General features: G+C 58.0%; 15 protein-coding genes. 10 read left to right on the top strand and 5 right to left on the bottom strand.

Annotated elements, in window-relative coordinates:
* Window positions 1–22: 22 nt before the first annotated feature.
* On the top strand, window positions 23–457 hold the full coding sequence (locus tag HQ945_RS19255) for an SRPBCC family protein (protein ID WP_027232628.1): 435 nt from the start codon (window positions 23–25) through the stop codon (window positions 455–457).
* A 5-nt stretch (window positions 458–462) separates the two neighbouring features.
* On the opposite strand, the gene HQ945_RS19250 is transcribed toward HQ945_RS19255, so the two are convergent.
* From HQ945_RS19250 to HQ945_RS19235, 4 genes are all read right to left on the bottom strand, one after another.
* Complete coding sequence (locus tag HQ945_RS19250) at window positions 463–1,917, bottom strand: GntP family permease (protein WP_113280960.1); 1,455 nt, start codon at window positions 1,915–1,917, stop codon at window positions 463–465.
* A 6-nt stretch (window positions 1,918–1,923) separates the two neighbouring features.
* Window positions 1,924–3,012: a patatin-like phospholipase family protein gene (locus tag HQ945_RS19245; RefSeq protein WP_113280961.1), complete on the bottom strand. Its 1,089-nt coding sequence runs from the start codon at window positions 3,010–3,012 to the stop codon at window positions 1,924–1,926.
* A 178-nt stretch (window positions 3,013–3,190) separates the two neighbouring features.
* Window positions 3,191–3,823, bottom strand: a complete 633-nt coding sequence (locus HQ945_RS19240) for a Vgb family protein (RefSeq protein ID WP_113280962.1) — start codon at window positions 3,821–3,823, stop codon at window positions 3,191–3,193.
* A gap of 9 nt (window positions 3,824–3,832) precedes the next feature.
* Entirely contained in the window at window positions 3,833–5,053 is a 1,221-nt protein-coding gene (locus HQ945_RS19235) for an ATP-binding protein (RefSeq protein WP_113280963.1), read from the bottom strand.
* A gap of 110 nt (window positions 5,054–5,163) precedes the next feature.
* Between HQ945_RS19235 and HQ945_RS19230 the strand changes: the two genes are divergently transcribed.
* The 9 genes from HQ945_RS19230 (at window position 5,164) to HQ945_RS19190 (ending at window position 15,263) form a co-directional block, all read left to right on the top strand.
* Window positions 5,164–5,427, top strand: a complete 264-nt coding sequence (locus HQ945_RS19230) for a hypothetical protein (protein WP_162737204.1) — start codon at window positions 5,164–5,166, stop codon at window positions 5,425–5,427.
* Window positions 5,428–5,468: 41 nt separating this feature from the next.
* Window positions 5,469–5,882, top strand: a complete 414-nt coding sequence (locus HQ945_RS19225) for a nuclear transport factor 2 family protein (protein WP_113280964.1) — start codon at window positions 5,469–5,471, stop codon at window positions 5,880–5,882.
* 329 nt (window positions 5,883–6,211) lie between these two features.
* Complete coding sequence (locus HQ945_RS19220; protein WP_174208410.1) at window positions 6,212–7,078, top strand: helix-turn-helix transcriptional regulator; 867 nt, start codon at window positions 6,212–6,214, stop codon at window positions 7,076–7,078.
* Window positions 7,068–8,375 (top strand): MFS transporter, encoded by a 1,308-nt coding sequence (locus HQ945_RS19215; RefSeq protein WP_246272724.1) that lies wholly within the window; start codon window positions 7,068–7,070, stop codon window positions 8,373–8,375. The genes HQ945_RS19220 and HQ945_RS19215 overlap by 11 nt, the downstream gene beginning before the upstream one ends.
* A gap of 145 nt (window positions 8,376–8,520) precedes the next feature.
* Complete coding sequence (locus HQ945_RS19210; protein ID WP_113280966.1) at window positions 8,521–9,654, top strand: helix-turn-helix domain-containing protein; 1,134 nt, start codon at window positions 8,521–8,523, stop codon at window positions 9,652–9,654.
* 99 nt (window positions 9,655–9,753) lie between these two features.
* On the top strand, window positions 9,754–10,755 hold the full coding sequence (locus HQ945_RS19205) for a D-alanine--D-alanine ligase family protein (protein ID WP_113280967.1): 1,002 nt from the start codon (window positions 9,754–9,756) through the stop codon (window positions 10,753–10,755).
* A gap of 104 nt (window positions 10,756–10,859) precedes the next feature.
* A complete protein-coding gene (locus HQ945_RS19200; RefSeq protein ID WP_162737206.1) occupies window positions 10,860–12,701 on the top strand; it encodes an adenylate/guanylate cyclase domain-containing protein in 1,842 nt (613 codons plus the stop codon).
* 314 nt (window positions 12,702–13,015) lie between these two features.
* Window positions 13,016–13,813 carry a tetratricopeptide repeat protein gene (locus HQ945_RS19195; RefSeq protein WP_113280968.1) on the top strand — a complete coding sequence of 266 codons (798 nt, stop codon included), beginning with the start codon at window positions 13,016–13,018 and terminating at the stop codon, window positions 13,811–13,813.
* A 259-nt stretch (window positions 13,814–14,072) separates the two neighbouring features.
* Window positions 14,073–15,263, top strand: a complete 1,191-nt coding sequence (locus tag HQ945_RS19190) for an aromatic ring-hydroxylating oxygenase subunit alpha (protein ID WP_113280969.1) — start codon at window positions 14,073–14,075, stop codon at window positions 15,261–15,263.
* Window positions 15,264–15,341: 78 nt separating this feature from the next.
* Here HQ945_RS19190 and HQ945_RS19185 read toward each other — a convergent pair whose 3' ends face one another.
* On the bottom strand, window positions 15,342–16,748 hold the full coding sequence (locus HQ945_RS19185) for an aminotransferase (RefSeq protein ID WP_113281088.1): 1,407 nt from the start codon (window positions 16,746–16,748) through the stop codon (window positions 15,342–15,344).
* Window positions 16,749–16,953 lie beyond the last annotated feature (205 nt).

Below are 16,953 nucleotides of genomic sequence, written 5' to 3'. Positions count from 1 at the left end.
GTGCCATTGAGGGAAGCCGACGATGAGCGAGACGCTTCAACGGGAAATCGAGATAGCAGCGCCGCAGGCAACAGTATTCGCCTTTTTTACCGATCCGGACAAGATCCTGCGCTGGATGGGCACCAAGGCGACGGTGGACCCGCAGCCAGGCGGCATCTATCTCGTCAGCATGGATGACGCGCATACGGCCCGTGGCCATTTTACGGAAGTTATCCCCGTGCATCGCCTCGCATACAGCTTTGGCTGGGAGGGAAGCGAGACCGTGCCGCCTGAGTCCGGTCTTATCGAGATCGACCTTATCGAAAAGGAAGGCGGCACTTTGGTGCGTTTCACCCATGGCGGCCTGCCGGACGAAAAGGAAAGAGCGAGCCACGAAAAGGGCTGGAATCATTATCTGGACCGGCTTGCCATCGCAGCGGCCGGGGGCGACCCCGGACCGGACATGCCTGTCGAATAACCGGGCTAGAACGACCCGAGAACCGTTCCAAGTCCGATAACGGCAACTAGGGCGATGAGCGCGCCGACAATTGCCGCCATGACGATATCGACGTAGCTCTCCTTGTGCGTCGAACCGCATACCGCGAGCAACGTCACGACGGCACCATTGTGCGGCAGACTGTCGAGCGTACCTGCGCCGATGACCGCGACGCGATGCATCAGACCCGGATCGAGGCCGATCTCCTTGGCGATCGTCATATAGGCGGGTCCGAGCGCATCGAGTGCTATCGTCAATCCGCCCGACGCGGACCCGGTCAGAGCGGCGAGGATATTGGTCGCGAGCGCCAGCGACACCAGCGGACCGCCTTCGATGCCGAGCACCCAGTTCTTGACGACTTCGAATGCCGGCAGCCCGGCTACGACGGCGCCGAACCCGACGAGGCTGGCAACGCTGAGGATCGGCAGCACCGAAGCATTGGCACCGGCATCCATCGTAGCGCGCAAGCTCGGCAAGCGCCTGTGGCTGGTCGCGATCAGGACAAGGATGGCCGTCGCCAGCGCCACGATCACGGACCATACGCCGCCAACTGCGGCAAGCGATGTGTTTCCCCATCGGGCGTCCTGCAGGAATGACACGTCCATCCTCGGGAGGACCACGAAGGACATGATCAAATTGGTCAGGACCACCACCACCAGCGGCAGGGCAGCCAGCCGGAACGACGGCAGGCTGCTCGTATGGCCACCGCGCTTGATCTCGCCGGGATCGAACTCCCGGGCGGTGGTTGCTCGCTCGCGAACAAGTTCATTCTCGGCAGCATCGTTGGGGTTAATGGAGCCGGCGTAATTGTAGCCCTCCCCTTTCAGCCTGGCTTTGGCTTCGGCCCGGCTGAGCCACCACATGCCGAATGCCAGCATGATGGCCGAAGCAATCAGCCCCAGTCCCGGTGCGGCAAAGGGGTTGGTGCCAAAAAAGGGCATGGGAATTGCGTTCTGGATTGCGGGGGTTCCCGGCATGGCCGACATCGTGAAGGTGGAGGTACCGAGCGCGATCGCGGCCGGCATCAGCCGATGCGGTATATTGGCCGCCTTGAACAAGGCGTGTCCCATGGGCGCCAGCACGAAGAAGGCGACAAACAGGCTGACACCGCCATAGGTGATGAAGGCTCCTGCGAGAACAATCGCAAGGATTGCCCGCTGCGTGCCCAGTTTCTCGGTCATATAGGCGGCAATCGCTTCGACCGAGCCGCTTGATTCCATAAGCTTGCCGAAAAGGGCGCCGAGCAAAAAGATGGGAAAGAACTGTGCAACGAACTGGGCGGCGTTGCTCATGAATGTCTGCGTCCAGTTTGCAAGCAGCGGTTCGCCGGCAAGCAAGGCCGCCAGAAGCGCGCAAAGGGGAGCAAGGAGCAAGATGCTCCAGCCGCGATAAGCAAGCCAGATGAGCAGACCGAGCGCGATCAGGATGCCAAGAATGCCCATCGGACGTCACACCTGTTCGAGGATGGTATCAAGAAGGCTGTCGATATCGAAGGAAGATCGAACGCCGAGATCAGTGCCATGATCCTTGAGGAATGCTTCGGCGCAGGCGTGACCTTCGAGCCGCAGCATCGTCAGGAATTCCCACTCCGCATTGAGCTTTGAGGACACGCCGAGTTCGACCATCTTCGGGCTTGTAATGCGATGGATGCGCATGTCGGCCCATTGTTCGACCCACTCCGCGTGTTCGAGCCCGCCCTCCTCTGCGATGAGGCGCTGAAACATTGCAAGGCCGCGAAGCTCCTTCTTGAGGCTGGAATTGAAGGAGATTTCGTTGAGCCGGTTGAGAATGTCAGGGGCCGTCTTTGGCACGCCCGGCCGCTCGATAGGATTGATCTGGATGAGCACCGTGTCGCGCGCCTTGCTCTCCCGAATGATCGGCGTCAGCAATGGATTGCCGGAAAATCCGCCATCCCAATATGGATCGCCATCGATCTCGACGGCCTGATGAATGAGGGGTAGACAGGCCGAGGCCAAAAGGACATCGACATGCATTTCGGCATTGCGGAACACGCGGGGCAGACCAGTCCGCACATTGGTCGCATTCACGAAGATCTTGATTTCAGACTGCTTCAGCCGATCGAAATCAATACATTCCTCAAGAACGTCGCGAAGAGGATTGAGGTTGGCCGGATTGGTTTGATAGGGCGAGAACAGCCGGCTGAAGATATCGTAGAACAGATAGCCTGGCGAATTATCGAGAGACCAGTTGCCGACCATCTTGTCTAACGGCGTCCGCTGGATCGGACTGTATTTTGCTGCATCGCTGACGCGGCGCCAAAACACTTCCAGCGCGGTCTTTGCGCCTTCAGCACCATTCAAGGCGTAGCCTGACACGAGCGCAGCGGCGTTCATTGCTCCGGCCGACGTTCCTGTCACGCTTTCGATCGTCAGCCATGGCTCGTCGAGCAATCGCTCGATGACGCCCCATGTGAAGGCGCCGTGGGCCCCGCCGCCTTGCAGGGCGAGGTCGATTGGCAGAGGGTTTCGCGATTTAGCGTTGGAAGCTTCAGACCTGTCGTCACTCGCCGCGCCCATGGACCCTACCCCGCCAGAAACTTGCGAAGCCAAAACGCTGCAAGGGCAGCATGCCGTTGCAACTCAAGCGAGCAAAATCCGGCTCTTTAGGTTGAACTATGCTGCAGTGCAGCAAGCTTGGCAAGTGGGAGTCAGAAATTCGCGCGCAGGTGCACGAAACGGGTCGACGATAACTTGCTTATTTCGGCTTGCGGATGGCTCTCACCTTGCTTTCACTGCCATCGCCGCAGAAAAACCGGTCTTTCCCATCGGACTCGAGGCCTGACACGCCCGAGCCCTCCGGCATGTCGATGCGTTGCAGGACTTCTCCCGTCTTCGGATCGATGCGCCGGACATCGCTATGGTCGCCTTCCCAGGTGCCGTGCCAAAGCTCACCGTCCACCCAGGTAACACCCGTGACGAAGCGGTTGGACTCGATCGTCCGCAGGATTGCACCGCTTTCGGGGTCGATCTGGTAGATTTTCCGGCCGCGATGCTGCCCGACCCACAGCGTATCCTCGGCCCAGGCCAAGCCGGAATCGCCGCCATTGCCTGGCGCCGGGATCGTCGCGACGACTTCACCCGTCTCTGGATCTATCTTCTGGATGCGATTTTCGGCGATTTGATAGATATATTTACCGTCGAAGGCTGTTCCGGCATCCGCGGGGACATCGATCGACCGCACGACCTTTCCGGCAGCGGGGTCGAGAGCATTGATCCTCTCGCCAGATGCAAACCACACGTGTTGACCGTCATAGGTGACGCCATGGACGCGTTCCACGCCGGGAAACGGTCCATACTCGCGGAGAATTTCAGCTTGGGAGTGTTTCATCGCTATATCCTAGCCGTTCATCAATGGACCGGGGAGTAACAAAGTTGACGGAAATCCCGGTATGGACGGGATCATCCATCTGCGCGCCGGCCCGCGACCGAAGGCCTGTACTTTGCCGGCAGTCGCCAAGGCTTCGAGCGCCCTCTGAACGGTGCGAGGGCCAGTTCCAAGAGCAATTGCCAGGGCGGAACTCGACCATGCTTCGCCGTCGGCAAGCAAGGCGAGCAGCGAGCCATATTGCTCTTCGACAGGCGGAGCGAGGATGACCGCGGCTTGAGCACGCAGCGGATGCAGTGCAAAGCCTTCGCCGGTCGCTTTTATATCCGCAATTGCGTGAAGCTCGCTGCGGAGCCGGCCGATCTCGACGCGCAGGCGAGCACGGTGCGATTCATCGGCCTCCTTGCCCCCAAAGGCGCTGGCAATCAGGTCACGTCGCGACGCATCGCCTGGCCAGTTCTCGCAGAGGGCGCGGGCGAGTGCGAACAACACCGGTCGGCTGGCCAGCGAAACGCGGGCGCTTGAATCGCGTATCTCGTAGCGGCAAGCATCGACGACGAGAGTGTCCGACGCGTAAAGCGCCTCGACATCTTCGAGCCGGACAAGCCGCTCATGGCTGCGCGCGATGAGGCGCGCGGCGGGCATCACCATCACGCGCGAGACGCTTTCAACTTCTGCGACAAGTGCCGGGATACGGGCCTGCATTGCCGCATCGGCCGCGCGCTGCAGGGCGACGCGAGCAGCTTTGGTCTGCAAGCGCCGGATGGCAATTCCGGCAATCACCAACTCGTAGGCGGCGCGCAAGGGCGGGGGAAGCCTCGTCGCATCGCGATCGCCGAGCAATTGCTCCGCTTGATCGACATGACCGATCAAAACCAGCCGCCGAGCTTCCACGTGGCGAGCATGCGCGGCATTCAATCGGTCTCCATGCGCCTCGAGCACGGCCCGGGCGCTGGCCAATGTCTTGATGGGTCCGGCAAGGTCCCGAGAGACGAGTGCAATCTCCGCCTCGGCGACGATGCAGCGCGCCCTGGCGACGGCTTCGCGCGGCCCGAATGCGCGCGCGGCAGACTTTAACAGCGCTCTGGCGCGAGCAAAATCACCGAGCTGCGCCATTGCGATGCCGCGTAGCGCCAGTGCCGGTGCGTCGTCACGAAGCGCGACCCGCTTCAATGCGCCGAGGAGATCTCCGGTCGCGAGCAGCCGTGCGGCGGCGGTAATCATCGAGTCCATGCAGATCCCGTCAAACTTGTAACTCTCGGCATTTCCACCGCCATCCTAGTCTGCCCATCACCGGCACCCGCTCGCAATGGCGATGCTACGATAAAAGCAGGAGAAGGAGAATGACTGCATCCAAGGTCACTGCACGCTCGCCGAAGCTTAATCTGCTGCTGCGTATTGCGGACGGACTGAGCTACGCAGCGACGCCTGCCTTTGTTTTGATGGCGGTGCTGACGGCAAGTGGCACGGCGGATATGTGCGGCTCCGTTCAAAGCATGTCCCCGCTCAATGATATGGCTATTATGTATCTGCTTATGAGCGTCTTCCATCTGCCGCCATGGCTGCGCCTTGCTGCGAGGCGTGGAAGCTCACATCTTCGCGTTTAAGTATTGTCCGTATATAGTGGCGACAACACGGGGACATCGCCATGAACAAGCAGGATGTCATTGCGCTCTTCGCGCATCTCGAGCACGGCGACGGCGCAAATTTCTTCGCGCATGTTGCCGATGATGTCGATTGGATCGTAGAGGGCACCCACCCGCTTGCGGGCCACTATCACAGCAAGAAGGATTTCGTCGCCGGCACGTTTCAAAAGCTGGCGAAGGTGCTGCCCGACGGCGTACAACTCACTGTTCAGAATGTCCTGATTGATGGCGCATGGGCGGTGGTCGAACTCCGGTCGATGGCGACGGCCCATAGCGGCCTGCGGTTTGACAACCGCTATTGCTGGCTGTGCCGGTTTGCTGATGCCAAGATCGTCGAAGTGCGCGCTTATCTCGATAGTTGGCTGGTCGGTGAACTGTTCAGGCAAAATCCAATCGACGATGAAGCCCCCGCGTAGCCATTGCACCGGGCGGGAAGGCTGAAAAGGCCGACATATTCAAGCGAGCATGCAGAAAATCCTTGATTTATCGCTTTGCGTGTCGCCGTATCAATAACAACCAGATGATATTTCTAGTTGAGTTTAGGTGATCATAAGAAAACGACCAGAGACTTTTCCTCAGGGGACGCATGCGGAAGTCGCTACAACTGGATTTTAAAGCCATTCAGGCCGAATTGCGCACCAGGCCCATCATCCGCAGCAGCGAAGCGTGGGGTCCGACAGAAGACATCTTTGCAACGCGGCATCATCAATACCGGCGAATAGACGATTCGACGGTGTTGCATGTTATGGATTTCCAAGTCGTGCAGCCTTACGCGATAGATACATCGCGAAAAAATCTGGTGTGCATCCAGATTATTCTTACCGGTACCTATAATCGCCTGGCCAGCGACTATGTCGACACTGTCAATTCGGCCTCGGTGCAGATCACCAACTTTCCGCGATCGGTGAGCGAAGCGCGTGCCGGCGAAAGGCTGCGAGGCATCCTGATTGCCGTGGAGCGGTCCCATTTGCTAGAGCATTTCGGCGTCAACCTGGATCGGATCCCGGTTGCCTACCGGCCCATCTTTGCGTCGGATGTGGGCATGGTCCAGGCCATGAAAATTCCGGCGGTGAGTTCGGTTCGCATATCCGCGGAGCAAATCCTCTCGTGCAAATATCAGGAGCCGTTGCGAAGTATCTATTTCATCAACAAGACCACGGAAATCATCTGCGACATCGTCTACCAACTCAACAGCATGCTTCCCTCAAGGTCACGCATCGCGCAGGCACCAAGCGTGTTTCACGCTATCGAAGCCGCGGCAGCGATTTACAGACGCGAGTTGCACCGGCCACCGACACTGGAGCAACTCGCTATCCGTGTGGGCGTGAATCGCAATGCGCTCGTGAGCGGTTTTCTGGAAAATTTCGGAGTAACGCCGCACGCCTTCTCACTCAACCTGCGCATGGAGGAGGCGCAGAATTTTCTGCGCAACAGCAATCTGTCGATCAGCGAGATCGCACGCCGTGTCGGGTATGGCGGCTATGCGAGCTTTTCGCGCGCCTTCAGCGAGCACTTCGGCCATGCGCCGTCGGCCGTCAAGGATGAGGGTGAAAGGCCGATTGCCGGTTCCCATGCATCCGCAATCGGGATCGATGCCCGGCATGGCAACTGAGGCGGACGAACCCACAGCGGAACCCGGTACTTCAATCGACCGCGCTCGAATGAGCGCGCTCGTTGCAACCTTTTTCGGCAATACGCTCGAGTGGTTCGATTTTGTGACATACGGCATCCTCGCGACTTATATTGCACGGGCTTTCTTCCGCGCTGACAACGGTGATACCGCGTTGCTGGAGACGTTCGCGGTCTTTGGCGTCGGTTTCGTGTTACGACCTTTGGGGGCGATCGTGACCGGTTGGGTCGGCGATACCTACGGTCGAAAACCCGCATTTCTTTTGACCATCGTCACCATGACGGCCGGCACCTTGATGATCGCGTTCCTGCCGACCTACGCGATGATCGGTATGACGGCTCCGCTTCTGTTGCTGCTGGCGCGTCTTCTGCAGGGCTTTTCGGCCGGCGGAGAACTTGGTGTTGCGATTTCCTTTCTTTCGGAGTGGTCACCGCCCGGAAGACGCGGTTTTTTCAGCAGCTTTCTTTCAATGACAGTGGCGCTCGGCAGCCTTCTTGCCAGCGGAATTGCCGCCATCCTTATTTCATTCCTGCAACCTGAAGACATGGCGGCCTGGGGATGGCGTATACCCTTTCTGATTGGGGGATTGCTCGGGCTGATCGGCCGGTGGATGCGGGCCAGCGTCGATGAGACGCCCGCTTACCGGCAACTGCAACGCACACGTCCGGAAAAAAGCAGTGCTCCAATCCCAAGATCGGACCTTGTGCGCGGCCTGCTTGCATTCGGCCTTACCATTCACTGGACGGTCTGTTTCTATATGTTCCTCGTCTATCTTCCGACGTATGCGCGGGTGCAGGCCGGTATCGCTCCGGCTTTGGCCGCGTGGTCAAACACCATATGCCTGCTGACGATCGTCATCCTCGTTCCAATTGTCGGGCTATTGTCGGACCGGCACGGAAGGCGGCCGTTCCTCATCATGTCATGTTCGACAATTGCATTGATGACCCTTCCGGCGCTCTGGCTGATCCTTACGACGAAAAGCTTCGCGGTCATTGTCCCCGTACAGATTGTCTTCGGACTGGCCATTGCTCTTTATTCGGGCCCCGCCCCGGCGCTCATGGCCGAACTCTTTCCAACACAAAATCGCGCGAGGCTGGCGGCGACATCCTACGCCTTCGCGGCCGCCCTGTTTGGAGGCTTTGCGCCCTTTATTGCCGACTGGCTGATCAACGTGACGGGGAGTCCGTACGCCCCTGCGCTCTACGTGGTATCCGCGTCACTCGTCAGCCTGCTGGTGGTCCTTCGCATTCCTGAAACTGCTGGAAAGTCATTCCATTAGTCGCGGTGGCAGACGTTGCAATTTGGCACGGCGCTGTATCGAATTTTCCAACCCGTCTTTACCCGACCCGCTCTGACGCTGACAATTCCAGTACCAACGAGCGGAAGAATTGCCCAGGGCACTGCGTGGAGAGGGGAATGACGCAATGGGATACGAAAATGCCCTAAATCCCCATGCGCTGGCGGAAACCGTATCCGCCAATATGATTGCCGGCCTGTCGCAATCGCCACTCACCGACTTCGGCCTACCCGACCGCAGCGGCATCCCGACCTTCGAATTCGACACGCGCGATGTTCCGGTAGAACTCAGGTTCGAGGCCTGGCGCAGGAGTTTCTCATCCATATTCGCCATCGACGAGCCCGATGACCGCGCATCCGGCTTCAATGGCCGGCAGTTGATATGGGATTTCGGATCTCTTGTATTTGCTCGTATCAATACTGAACCCTTGCGTCTTGTGAGTGCCGACACGCCCAAAACTCCGATCGACCACTGGGCCATGACGCTGCCCCTCGACGGCAGGATCAACACCGCCTGCACATCCCGCGTCTTTGGCGGCGGCGCTGGCGTCATCCAGGTTCACGCACTCGGAACCCCGTTTGAATGCCATATGGCTGCCGGCGAAATGTTGATCCTGTTTATCCCGCGCGATTTTTGCAGCGAGGTTGCCCATGCCTTGAGGGGAGCAGAGTTTTCGGCGATTGATACCGCGATGGGGCGGCTCCTGTCGGATTATTTCATTGGTCTCGCGAAGCGGTTGCCCATCATCGACGCAGCAAACCTGCCCGAACTTGTCGCCGCCACGCGAGCCATGATCCGCGCATGCGTCTTGCCATCAAGCGACCATGTCGAAGAGGCGCAGGGGACTGTCGTGCGCGTGTTGCTCGAACGCGCACGGGGCATCATTCAGTCGCGACTGTTTGATCCGACGTTCAATGCTGAAGCCCTGAGGCGCGAGCTCGCCATCTCGCGCACCGGCCTTTACCGGATGTTCGAACCCTTTGGCGGCGTGATGCACTATGTCCAGCATCGGCGGCTTCTCGATGCACATGCCGCGCTCGCCGATCCGAACGATGGCCGGCGCATCATAGAGATAGCCGAGCAACGCTGCTTCAGTGACGGAGCTGAATTCAGCCGCGCCTTCAAGCGTGAGTTCGGGTACACACCGAGCGAGGCACGCCTTAGCGGCAAGGAACGTCCCTCGACCCATCCGGCAGCCGATCTCATGGCAAGCGCTCCCGAAGACAGGCTGAGCCTTCTCCTGCGCCGACTTCACGGCTGATAAAACAACCCTGGTAGCCAGATGACTAGCATTGCTGCATTCATCTGCCGGGCGTAGATTTGGCACGACCGAATTGGGTCCGGGTGATGGTGGCACGCGATGAGAATCGGCATTGCATTCGATCTTCGTGATGACTACGCGAACGCCGGATATGACGAGGAAGACATTGTCGAGTTCGACAGTATAGAGACCATTGAGGCTATTGAAGCGGCTTTACTCTCGCTTGGTCACAAAACGGAACGCATCGGCTCTGCGTTGACGCTCGCACAGCGGCTCCAAAATGGTGATCGATGGGATCTGGTCTACAATTCGGCTGAAGGAATGCACGGCTTTGGACGCGAGGCCCTGGCTCCCACCTTGTTGGACTCCTATGGCGTGCCTTACGCCTTTTCCGATCCCCTCACCCTGACGATAACGCTGCACAAAGCCACTGCGAAACATGTCGTTCGCGACTGTGGCATTCCCACGCCGGATTTCGCCGTTGTGGAAACGCCGGGCGATGTTGAACGTATTGCATTGCCATATCCTCTGTTCATAAAACCCATCGCGGAAGGTACCAGCAAGGGGATCTCGGCGGCATCAAAGGTCCATGATCCGGAAGAGCTTCGAAAGGGGTGCGAAAGGCTGCTTGCGCGACACAAGCAGCCGGTATTGGTCGAAGTCTATTTGCCAGGCCGCGAATTCACGGTTGGCATCCTCGGAACCGGCAAACAGGCTCGTGTACTTGGAATCATGGAAATAATGGTGAGAGATGGGCCCGAGCCCGAAATCTACTCATATCAGAACAAGAAGAACTTTGACGACAGGGTCACTGTCAGGCTCGTGGACGACGCGGCAGGCGCAGAGGCGACGCGGCTCGCGCTCGCGGCATGGAAACATCTGGGATGCCGCGATGCAGGTCGCATAGACATACGCTGCGACCATGCCGGCACAGCCCATTTCCTTGAGGCAAATCCGCTTCCAGGCATGCATCCGAGAGATTCGGATTTGCCCCTGCTCGCCCGGATGAAAGGCATGTCATATCAGGGGTTGATCGAGCAGATCATACTCTCCGCTTCAACCAGACATGCATTCCAATCCGGGCAGCGCAATCCCCTATAAAACCGGCGATTTTCAGCGCTTTCCAGCGCCGTTCTAATGCCTTTGGCCATCCTTCCTGTGCCTACCCTACTCATGGTATGATGGGAGTGCTGGGGGAAGCAAAGATGCAGCGCAGGCTTGTCACGATACTGGCCGCTGACGCCGTCGGGTACAGTCGTCTCGTCGGCAAGGATGAAGATGCGGCCCTCAAGCTCTTCAAGGAATGTGCGACAATCATCGACGAGCGGGTTCGGGCCCATAACGGCCGCGTATTTGGCGGCGCCGGCGATAGCGTCGTCGCGGAATTTCCAAGCCCTGTTGAAGCAATGCGGTGCGCCATCGAAATCCAGAGCCAGATAGCGCACCTGGATGAAAAACTCTCCGAAGATTGGCGCATGCTGTTTCGCGTCGGCCTCAACCTTGGCGATGCTGTTGTCGAACAGGACAATCTTCTCGGGGAAGCCGTAAACGTTGCTGCCCGCCTCGAAGGCTTGTCCGAGCCGGGCGGAATTTGCGTTTCGGGGAGCCTCTATGAACAGGTGAAGCACCTTCCGGATGTCGGATTTCAAGATCTCGGCACAAAGAGACTGAAAAATATCCCGCTGCCGGTCCATGCCTACTCTGTCAAGAGCATCCATTCAAAGCGCTCCCGCAAACGCCTGCCTATGTGGGGACTGGCGGCGGCAACGACAGCCTTGCTTGCCGTCATCGCGCTGCCAATCTGGTGGAAGTACGTACCGGGCGTTTCAGGCAATCAGACTACCGGGGCGCAAATCGTGGCTTCCTCGCAGCCTTCGATCGCAGTGTTGCCGCTGGACAATATAAGCGGCGACCCCTCGCAGGAATATTATAGCGATGGCGTCACCAATGACATTACCAGCGATCTTTCCAAGTTTTCCGGCCTTCTCGTCGCCGCATACAATTCGTCGTCGACCTTCAAGAACAAGCCTGCCAAGATACAGGATATCGGGAAGGCTCTGGGTGTGCGCTACGTCCTTGAGGGCACCGTTCAAAAGACGGCCGAGCGGCTCCGCATCAATGCCCAGCTTATCGATGCCGAAACCGGTTATCACGTGTGGGCCGACCGCTACGATCAGCCGCTCGGAGACACTTTTGCGGTGCAGGAAGGCATTACAAAAAATATAGTGACGACGCTTGCGGTCAAAGTGACGGACGCCGAGGAGCGCCGCACCCGCCTGAAGCCTCCGGCAAACATGGATGCCTACGACTACTACCTCAAAGGCAAGCAGATATGGGCCGACCCGACCAAAGTCACGGCGGAAGGCAATGAGGAAGCACGTCAACTCTTTGAGAAGGCCATCGAACTGGACCCGAACTATTCGGCGCCCTATGCGGAACTATCCTATGTCTATGTGCGTGCCTATCAGAGCGGCCTCGACGATGGCGGCAAGGCGAATCTCGACAAGGCGGAAGCTTTGGCGGAGAAGGCCCTCGCACTCAGTGATAATGCCAACAGTCATTGGTATCTTGCCATCGTCGCCTGGAACAAGGGCAACTTCGATAAGAGTTTCAGCGAGTATGAGGCCGCGCGACAGATAAATCCAAACGATCCGGATCTCGCCGCGGATATGGCGGAGGCGCTTATCTATGGTGGAGAACCGCTGAGGGCCATTGAGCAGATCGAAGAAGCCAAGAAGCGCAACGTAAGGGTCCCGTTCTGGTACTTTTGGAACGAGGGCAAAGCCAGATACATGGCGGGCCAATACCAGCAGGCCATTGACGCCATCAACAAGATTGCCTCGCCGCCAAACGATGTTCGCCTAATCACCGCTGCAAGCAAAGCCCAACTCGGCGACATTGCTGGCGCCAAGGCGATCATGGCCGAATTCAGCAAGATCGACCCGGATTGGTCGATCGAAAAATCGGCCGAATACTACTACCGAAACGACAGCGATCGTCAGCATTGGCTGGACGGATTGCGTAAAGCGGGATTGAAGGAGAATTAGCCCCGACAAGCAAATAGACACCTCGGACAAACGTTGACATTCCTCGAAACAGAGCGGCAAAATTGCACCGTAACTTGTAATTATTGCCCACTTCGGTGGATGTCTTTTCTTGGCGAATGAAGCTGAGAGAGCTCTTTTAAATTTGTACTTGAGCTGATCTCAGACTGGCAGTGCACCCCCGTTCGGACAGTTCCGCCAAGGTGTCACCTGCCATTGATACCCTGTCTTATGAGTTAAGCATTGAATTGAGTAAACGAGCCGGCGTTCAAACGAGCGCATGAGCTTTCAATGTAACGATCAAAAGGGGGAATATCATGCCAACCGCTAAACAATATTGCCACGACGCACGTCAGCAGGAACTAACGCCTGCAGGAAATATAGAAGCTGCAAGGCTTTACGGCCTCGCGATCAAGGAAGACGAAGGCTATTTGCCCGCTTACGCGGAGTGTTCCTATGTGCACCTGCGCGCCTTTCAGAACAACTGGCCGCCCAAGCTCCGAACGAATGATTCGATTACTGAAGCAGCGAACCTGGCCGATAAAGCAGTCGCATTGAGCAACGATCCCGACAGTGACTGGCACCTTGATTTCAGGGGGCTCTGGTACCGCGCGATGGTGTCGTGGAACGCAGGCGATTTCAAGCGAAGCTTCGACGAATATGATGCGGCACGCTCGCGTATAACGGATCCCGTCTGGAAGATTAAAAACACCGCCGAGCTTGATGCCGACAAGGCCGAGGCCCTGATCTACTACGGCAATCCAGGCGCGGCTATGGACCTGATCCTCGGGGCAGAAGCTGCTTATCCCGACTATCCATGGTGGTTGAAATGGCTTGCGGCCCGCGCGCACTATCAGCTTGGGAACTATACTGAAGCGATCAATGAAATCAACAGCATCGACCCCGCCAAAAAGCCCAATGACGTTCTCCTGATTTTGGCCGCGAGTGAAGCCCGGCGTGGGAACATTGATGACGCGAAGACCATAATGGCAGAGTTCAGCAAGAATGATCCTGATTGGACGGTGGAACTGTCGGAATCCTACATCTACGGCGACCCGGATCAAAAAACGCATTGGATCGATGGGCTGCGTATGGCCGAGCTTAGGGAAAACTGAGCTTTCGCCGCATGTTGAGGAGTTTTTAAGGCTCCCAGGGGTCTGCCGCCGCGGAACGGAGCCCCCCTTGGATAGAGATGAACCGCACGCCAACTCGGCGTACGGCGTTAATTTCATGACACGTAACAGACCTTTGAATATTCGCTGGGCGTCGGAAAATTCGCAGTGAACATTTCCGAATTGACGCGGGCTAATAGCTTGCAAATAAACATTGTTCATGATTATATTGAATGAACGTTCAATAAATACTGGTGAACTTATGCAAGCGCGCGACTTAACGATTCCGAAAGGTTGGGACCGGCGGGGATTGCCGGCCTGGTCCTATAACAGCCCGGCGCTCCTGGAACTGGAGAAAGAACATATTTTCCGCAGCCATTGGCAGATTGCCGGTCACATTTCCGATGTGCCGAATGTCGGAGATTACGTAACACTCGACGTCGTCGGCGAGCGGGCGCTTATTGTGCGCGGCAAGGACGGTGAAGTGCGCGGCTTTCACAACATCTGCCGCCATCGGGGCTCGCGCGTTGTCACGGACAATAAGGGCACCTGTAACAATGCGCTGGTTTGCCCTTTCCATGGCTGGGTCTACAATCTCGACGGGACGCTGCGCGGCGCCGCCCGGCCGCGCTCGTTCCCTGATCTCGACAAGACTGAATTCGGGCTGCTGCCGCTCGACCTCGAAATCTGGATGGGATTTATCTTCGTTCGCTTCCGCGAGGGCAGTCAGCCGGCGGTCGCCACGTTGATGCAGCCTTTCGAGCAGGAACTCTCACATTACCGCATTGCCGAAATGGTGCCCGCCGGTTTTTGGAAGCAGAAGTCTCCGGTCAACTGGAAATCGGTGCGCGACGTCGACAATGAAGGCTACCATGTCGCGATGGCGCACCCTGCCCTGCAGGACCTTTACGGCTCGACATATTACGACGAGCCCTTCATCGATGGCGTATCGCGTTCCTTTGCCCGTTACAACCCGCATGCGGGGCGTCGCTGGAGCGTGCGCAACTACATCAAGATTGCACCGGAAGCGACGCATCTCCCCGAGCATTTGCGCAAGGCCTGGATCTATTACGGGTTCTTCCCGAATGCAGTCATCGCGGTGACCCCTGAAGGCGCGCAATACTACCAGGAGTTTCCGCTCTCCACGGGCGAGACGCTGCTGCGTGGCGCAGTCTTCCGGTACAGGGATGAAAGCCGCGAGCAAGCTGCGGCGCGCTATCTTGCCTCGCGCATCGACCGCGAGACCAACTCCGAGGATATCCAGCTGACCAAATGGTCGAACGAGTCGATGATGTCGAAATCCTTCTCCGGCTTCTACCTGTCGGATCTCGAATATACGGTGCGTTCGCACCACGACCATCTGCGCAAGGTTCTGCCGGTCTTGAACGTCGACAAGGCGCCGGATGAACGCGAGGTCTCGGCCCTCAACAAAAGTCTCTGCGCCCGCCATTGAAACGAGGCGATCAGCAAATGAAAACTGCCCGGCAAGTAACTTGCCGGGCCGATTTCATTTGAGGTCTTATGACCGAGCTCAGCCCTGCCAGACGCCCTCTCTTCTCAAATCGTCCATGGTGCGCGAGATGCCTTCGCGCAGGATCGCCACCATGTCGTCGATCTGGTCGCGGGTTATGACAAGCGGCGGCGACATCACGCACATGTTGATGAGCGGCCGCACCAGCAGCCCAAGTTCATGGCAATGCGCATCGATACGCATGCCGACACTGGTGTCGAGTTCGAGCGGGTTCTTGCTTTCGCGGTCGGCAACGCATTCGACGCAGGCCATGAGACCGGTGCCGCGCACCTCGCCGACAAGCGGCAATTCCTCCAATGTGCGGAGTTGTTCCTGGAAATAGGGCGCGATGGCCTGGGCATGCGCCAGGATGCCGCCTTCGAGCAGATCGAGATTGGCGAGAGCCACGGCGCAGCCGACCGGATGGCTGGTATAGGTGAGCCCATGGGCGTACATCGCGGTCGGATGATTGGAGCGGCGAAGTTCCGCCAGCAGGCGCTCCGATACGACCATGCCCCCCAAAGGAAAATAGCCGGAGGTGACGCCCTTGGCGAAGGTGATGATATCCGGGTCAAGGCCGAATTCCTCACCGGACGAGAACACGTGGCCGAGGCGGCCAAAGGCGGTTACGACTTCGTCGGCGATGAACAGGATGTCATTGTCGCGGCAAATCTTGCGGATGCGCGGCAGATAGTCATCGGGCGGCACGATCACGCCGCCGGACGCCTGGATGGGCTCGCCAATGAAAGCGCCGATCTTGTCGGCGCCGATGCGGCTCACCGTTTCCTCGAACTCGGCAACAAGCATGTTGGAGAAGATGGCAAGACTCATGCCCTCTGGCCTGCGGAAAGGATTGGGCGACGACAGCTTGACGACGAGGTCATCAGCTCCATCCATCCAGTCGCGGTCACGAGGACGTCCGTTAAGCGAAGCGGAAAGATAGGTGGAGCCGTGATAGGCGCCGCCGCGCGACAAAATGAGCTTCTTTTCCGGACGGCCACGCACATTATTGTAAAACTGCATGAAGCGCAGTGCGCTCTCGACTGCTGACGAGCCGCCTGTCGTGAAGAACACATGATTGAGATCGCCCGGAGCATAATCGGCGATACGCTTCGCCAGGACCGCCGAGGGTTCGCTCATCGTATACCACGGCGTATTGTAGGAGAGCAGCATTGCCTGCTCGTACATGACGCTTGCCAGTTCCTCGCGGCGGTGGCCGGCATTGACGCACCACATGCCTGCCGGACCGTCGATGAGCCGTTTTCCCGCGCCGTCAGTGATGTAGATGCCCTCGCCCCCACGAATAAGCGGGCGTGCTTCCGCACCGACTTCGCCGGCCGTGGGCCAGGGTTGGACGAGGTGACGCTTTGCGAGCTCAACCACGTCCTGAGCGTTGGATTGGGCCGTTTCCCTGATTGCGTCCGTCATTTGCTTCGCAGCAGCCACGCCGTCCTCGCTTTCCGATATCCCCACAGATTTTCGATACCAATTATCGGAAATAAAACATATTTCTCGAATATATTGAATGTTCGTTCAATCAATATGTCAGAAATAGTTCTTGATTTCAACGGTAGATTGAGCGCATGATGAAGGAAAGATGGCGACTAACGGGAACGCGCCACATTTCGGAATG

The organism is Phyllobacterium pellucidum, assembly GCF_013327855.1.
In the GTDB taxonomy this organism is placed as follows: Bacteria; Pseudomonadota; Alphaproteobacteria; order Rhizobiales; family Rhizobiaceae; genus Phyllobacterium; species Phyllobacterium pellucidum.
This window is presented reverse-complemented; position numbering and strand designations above follow the sequence as displayed.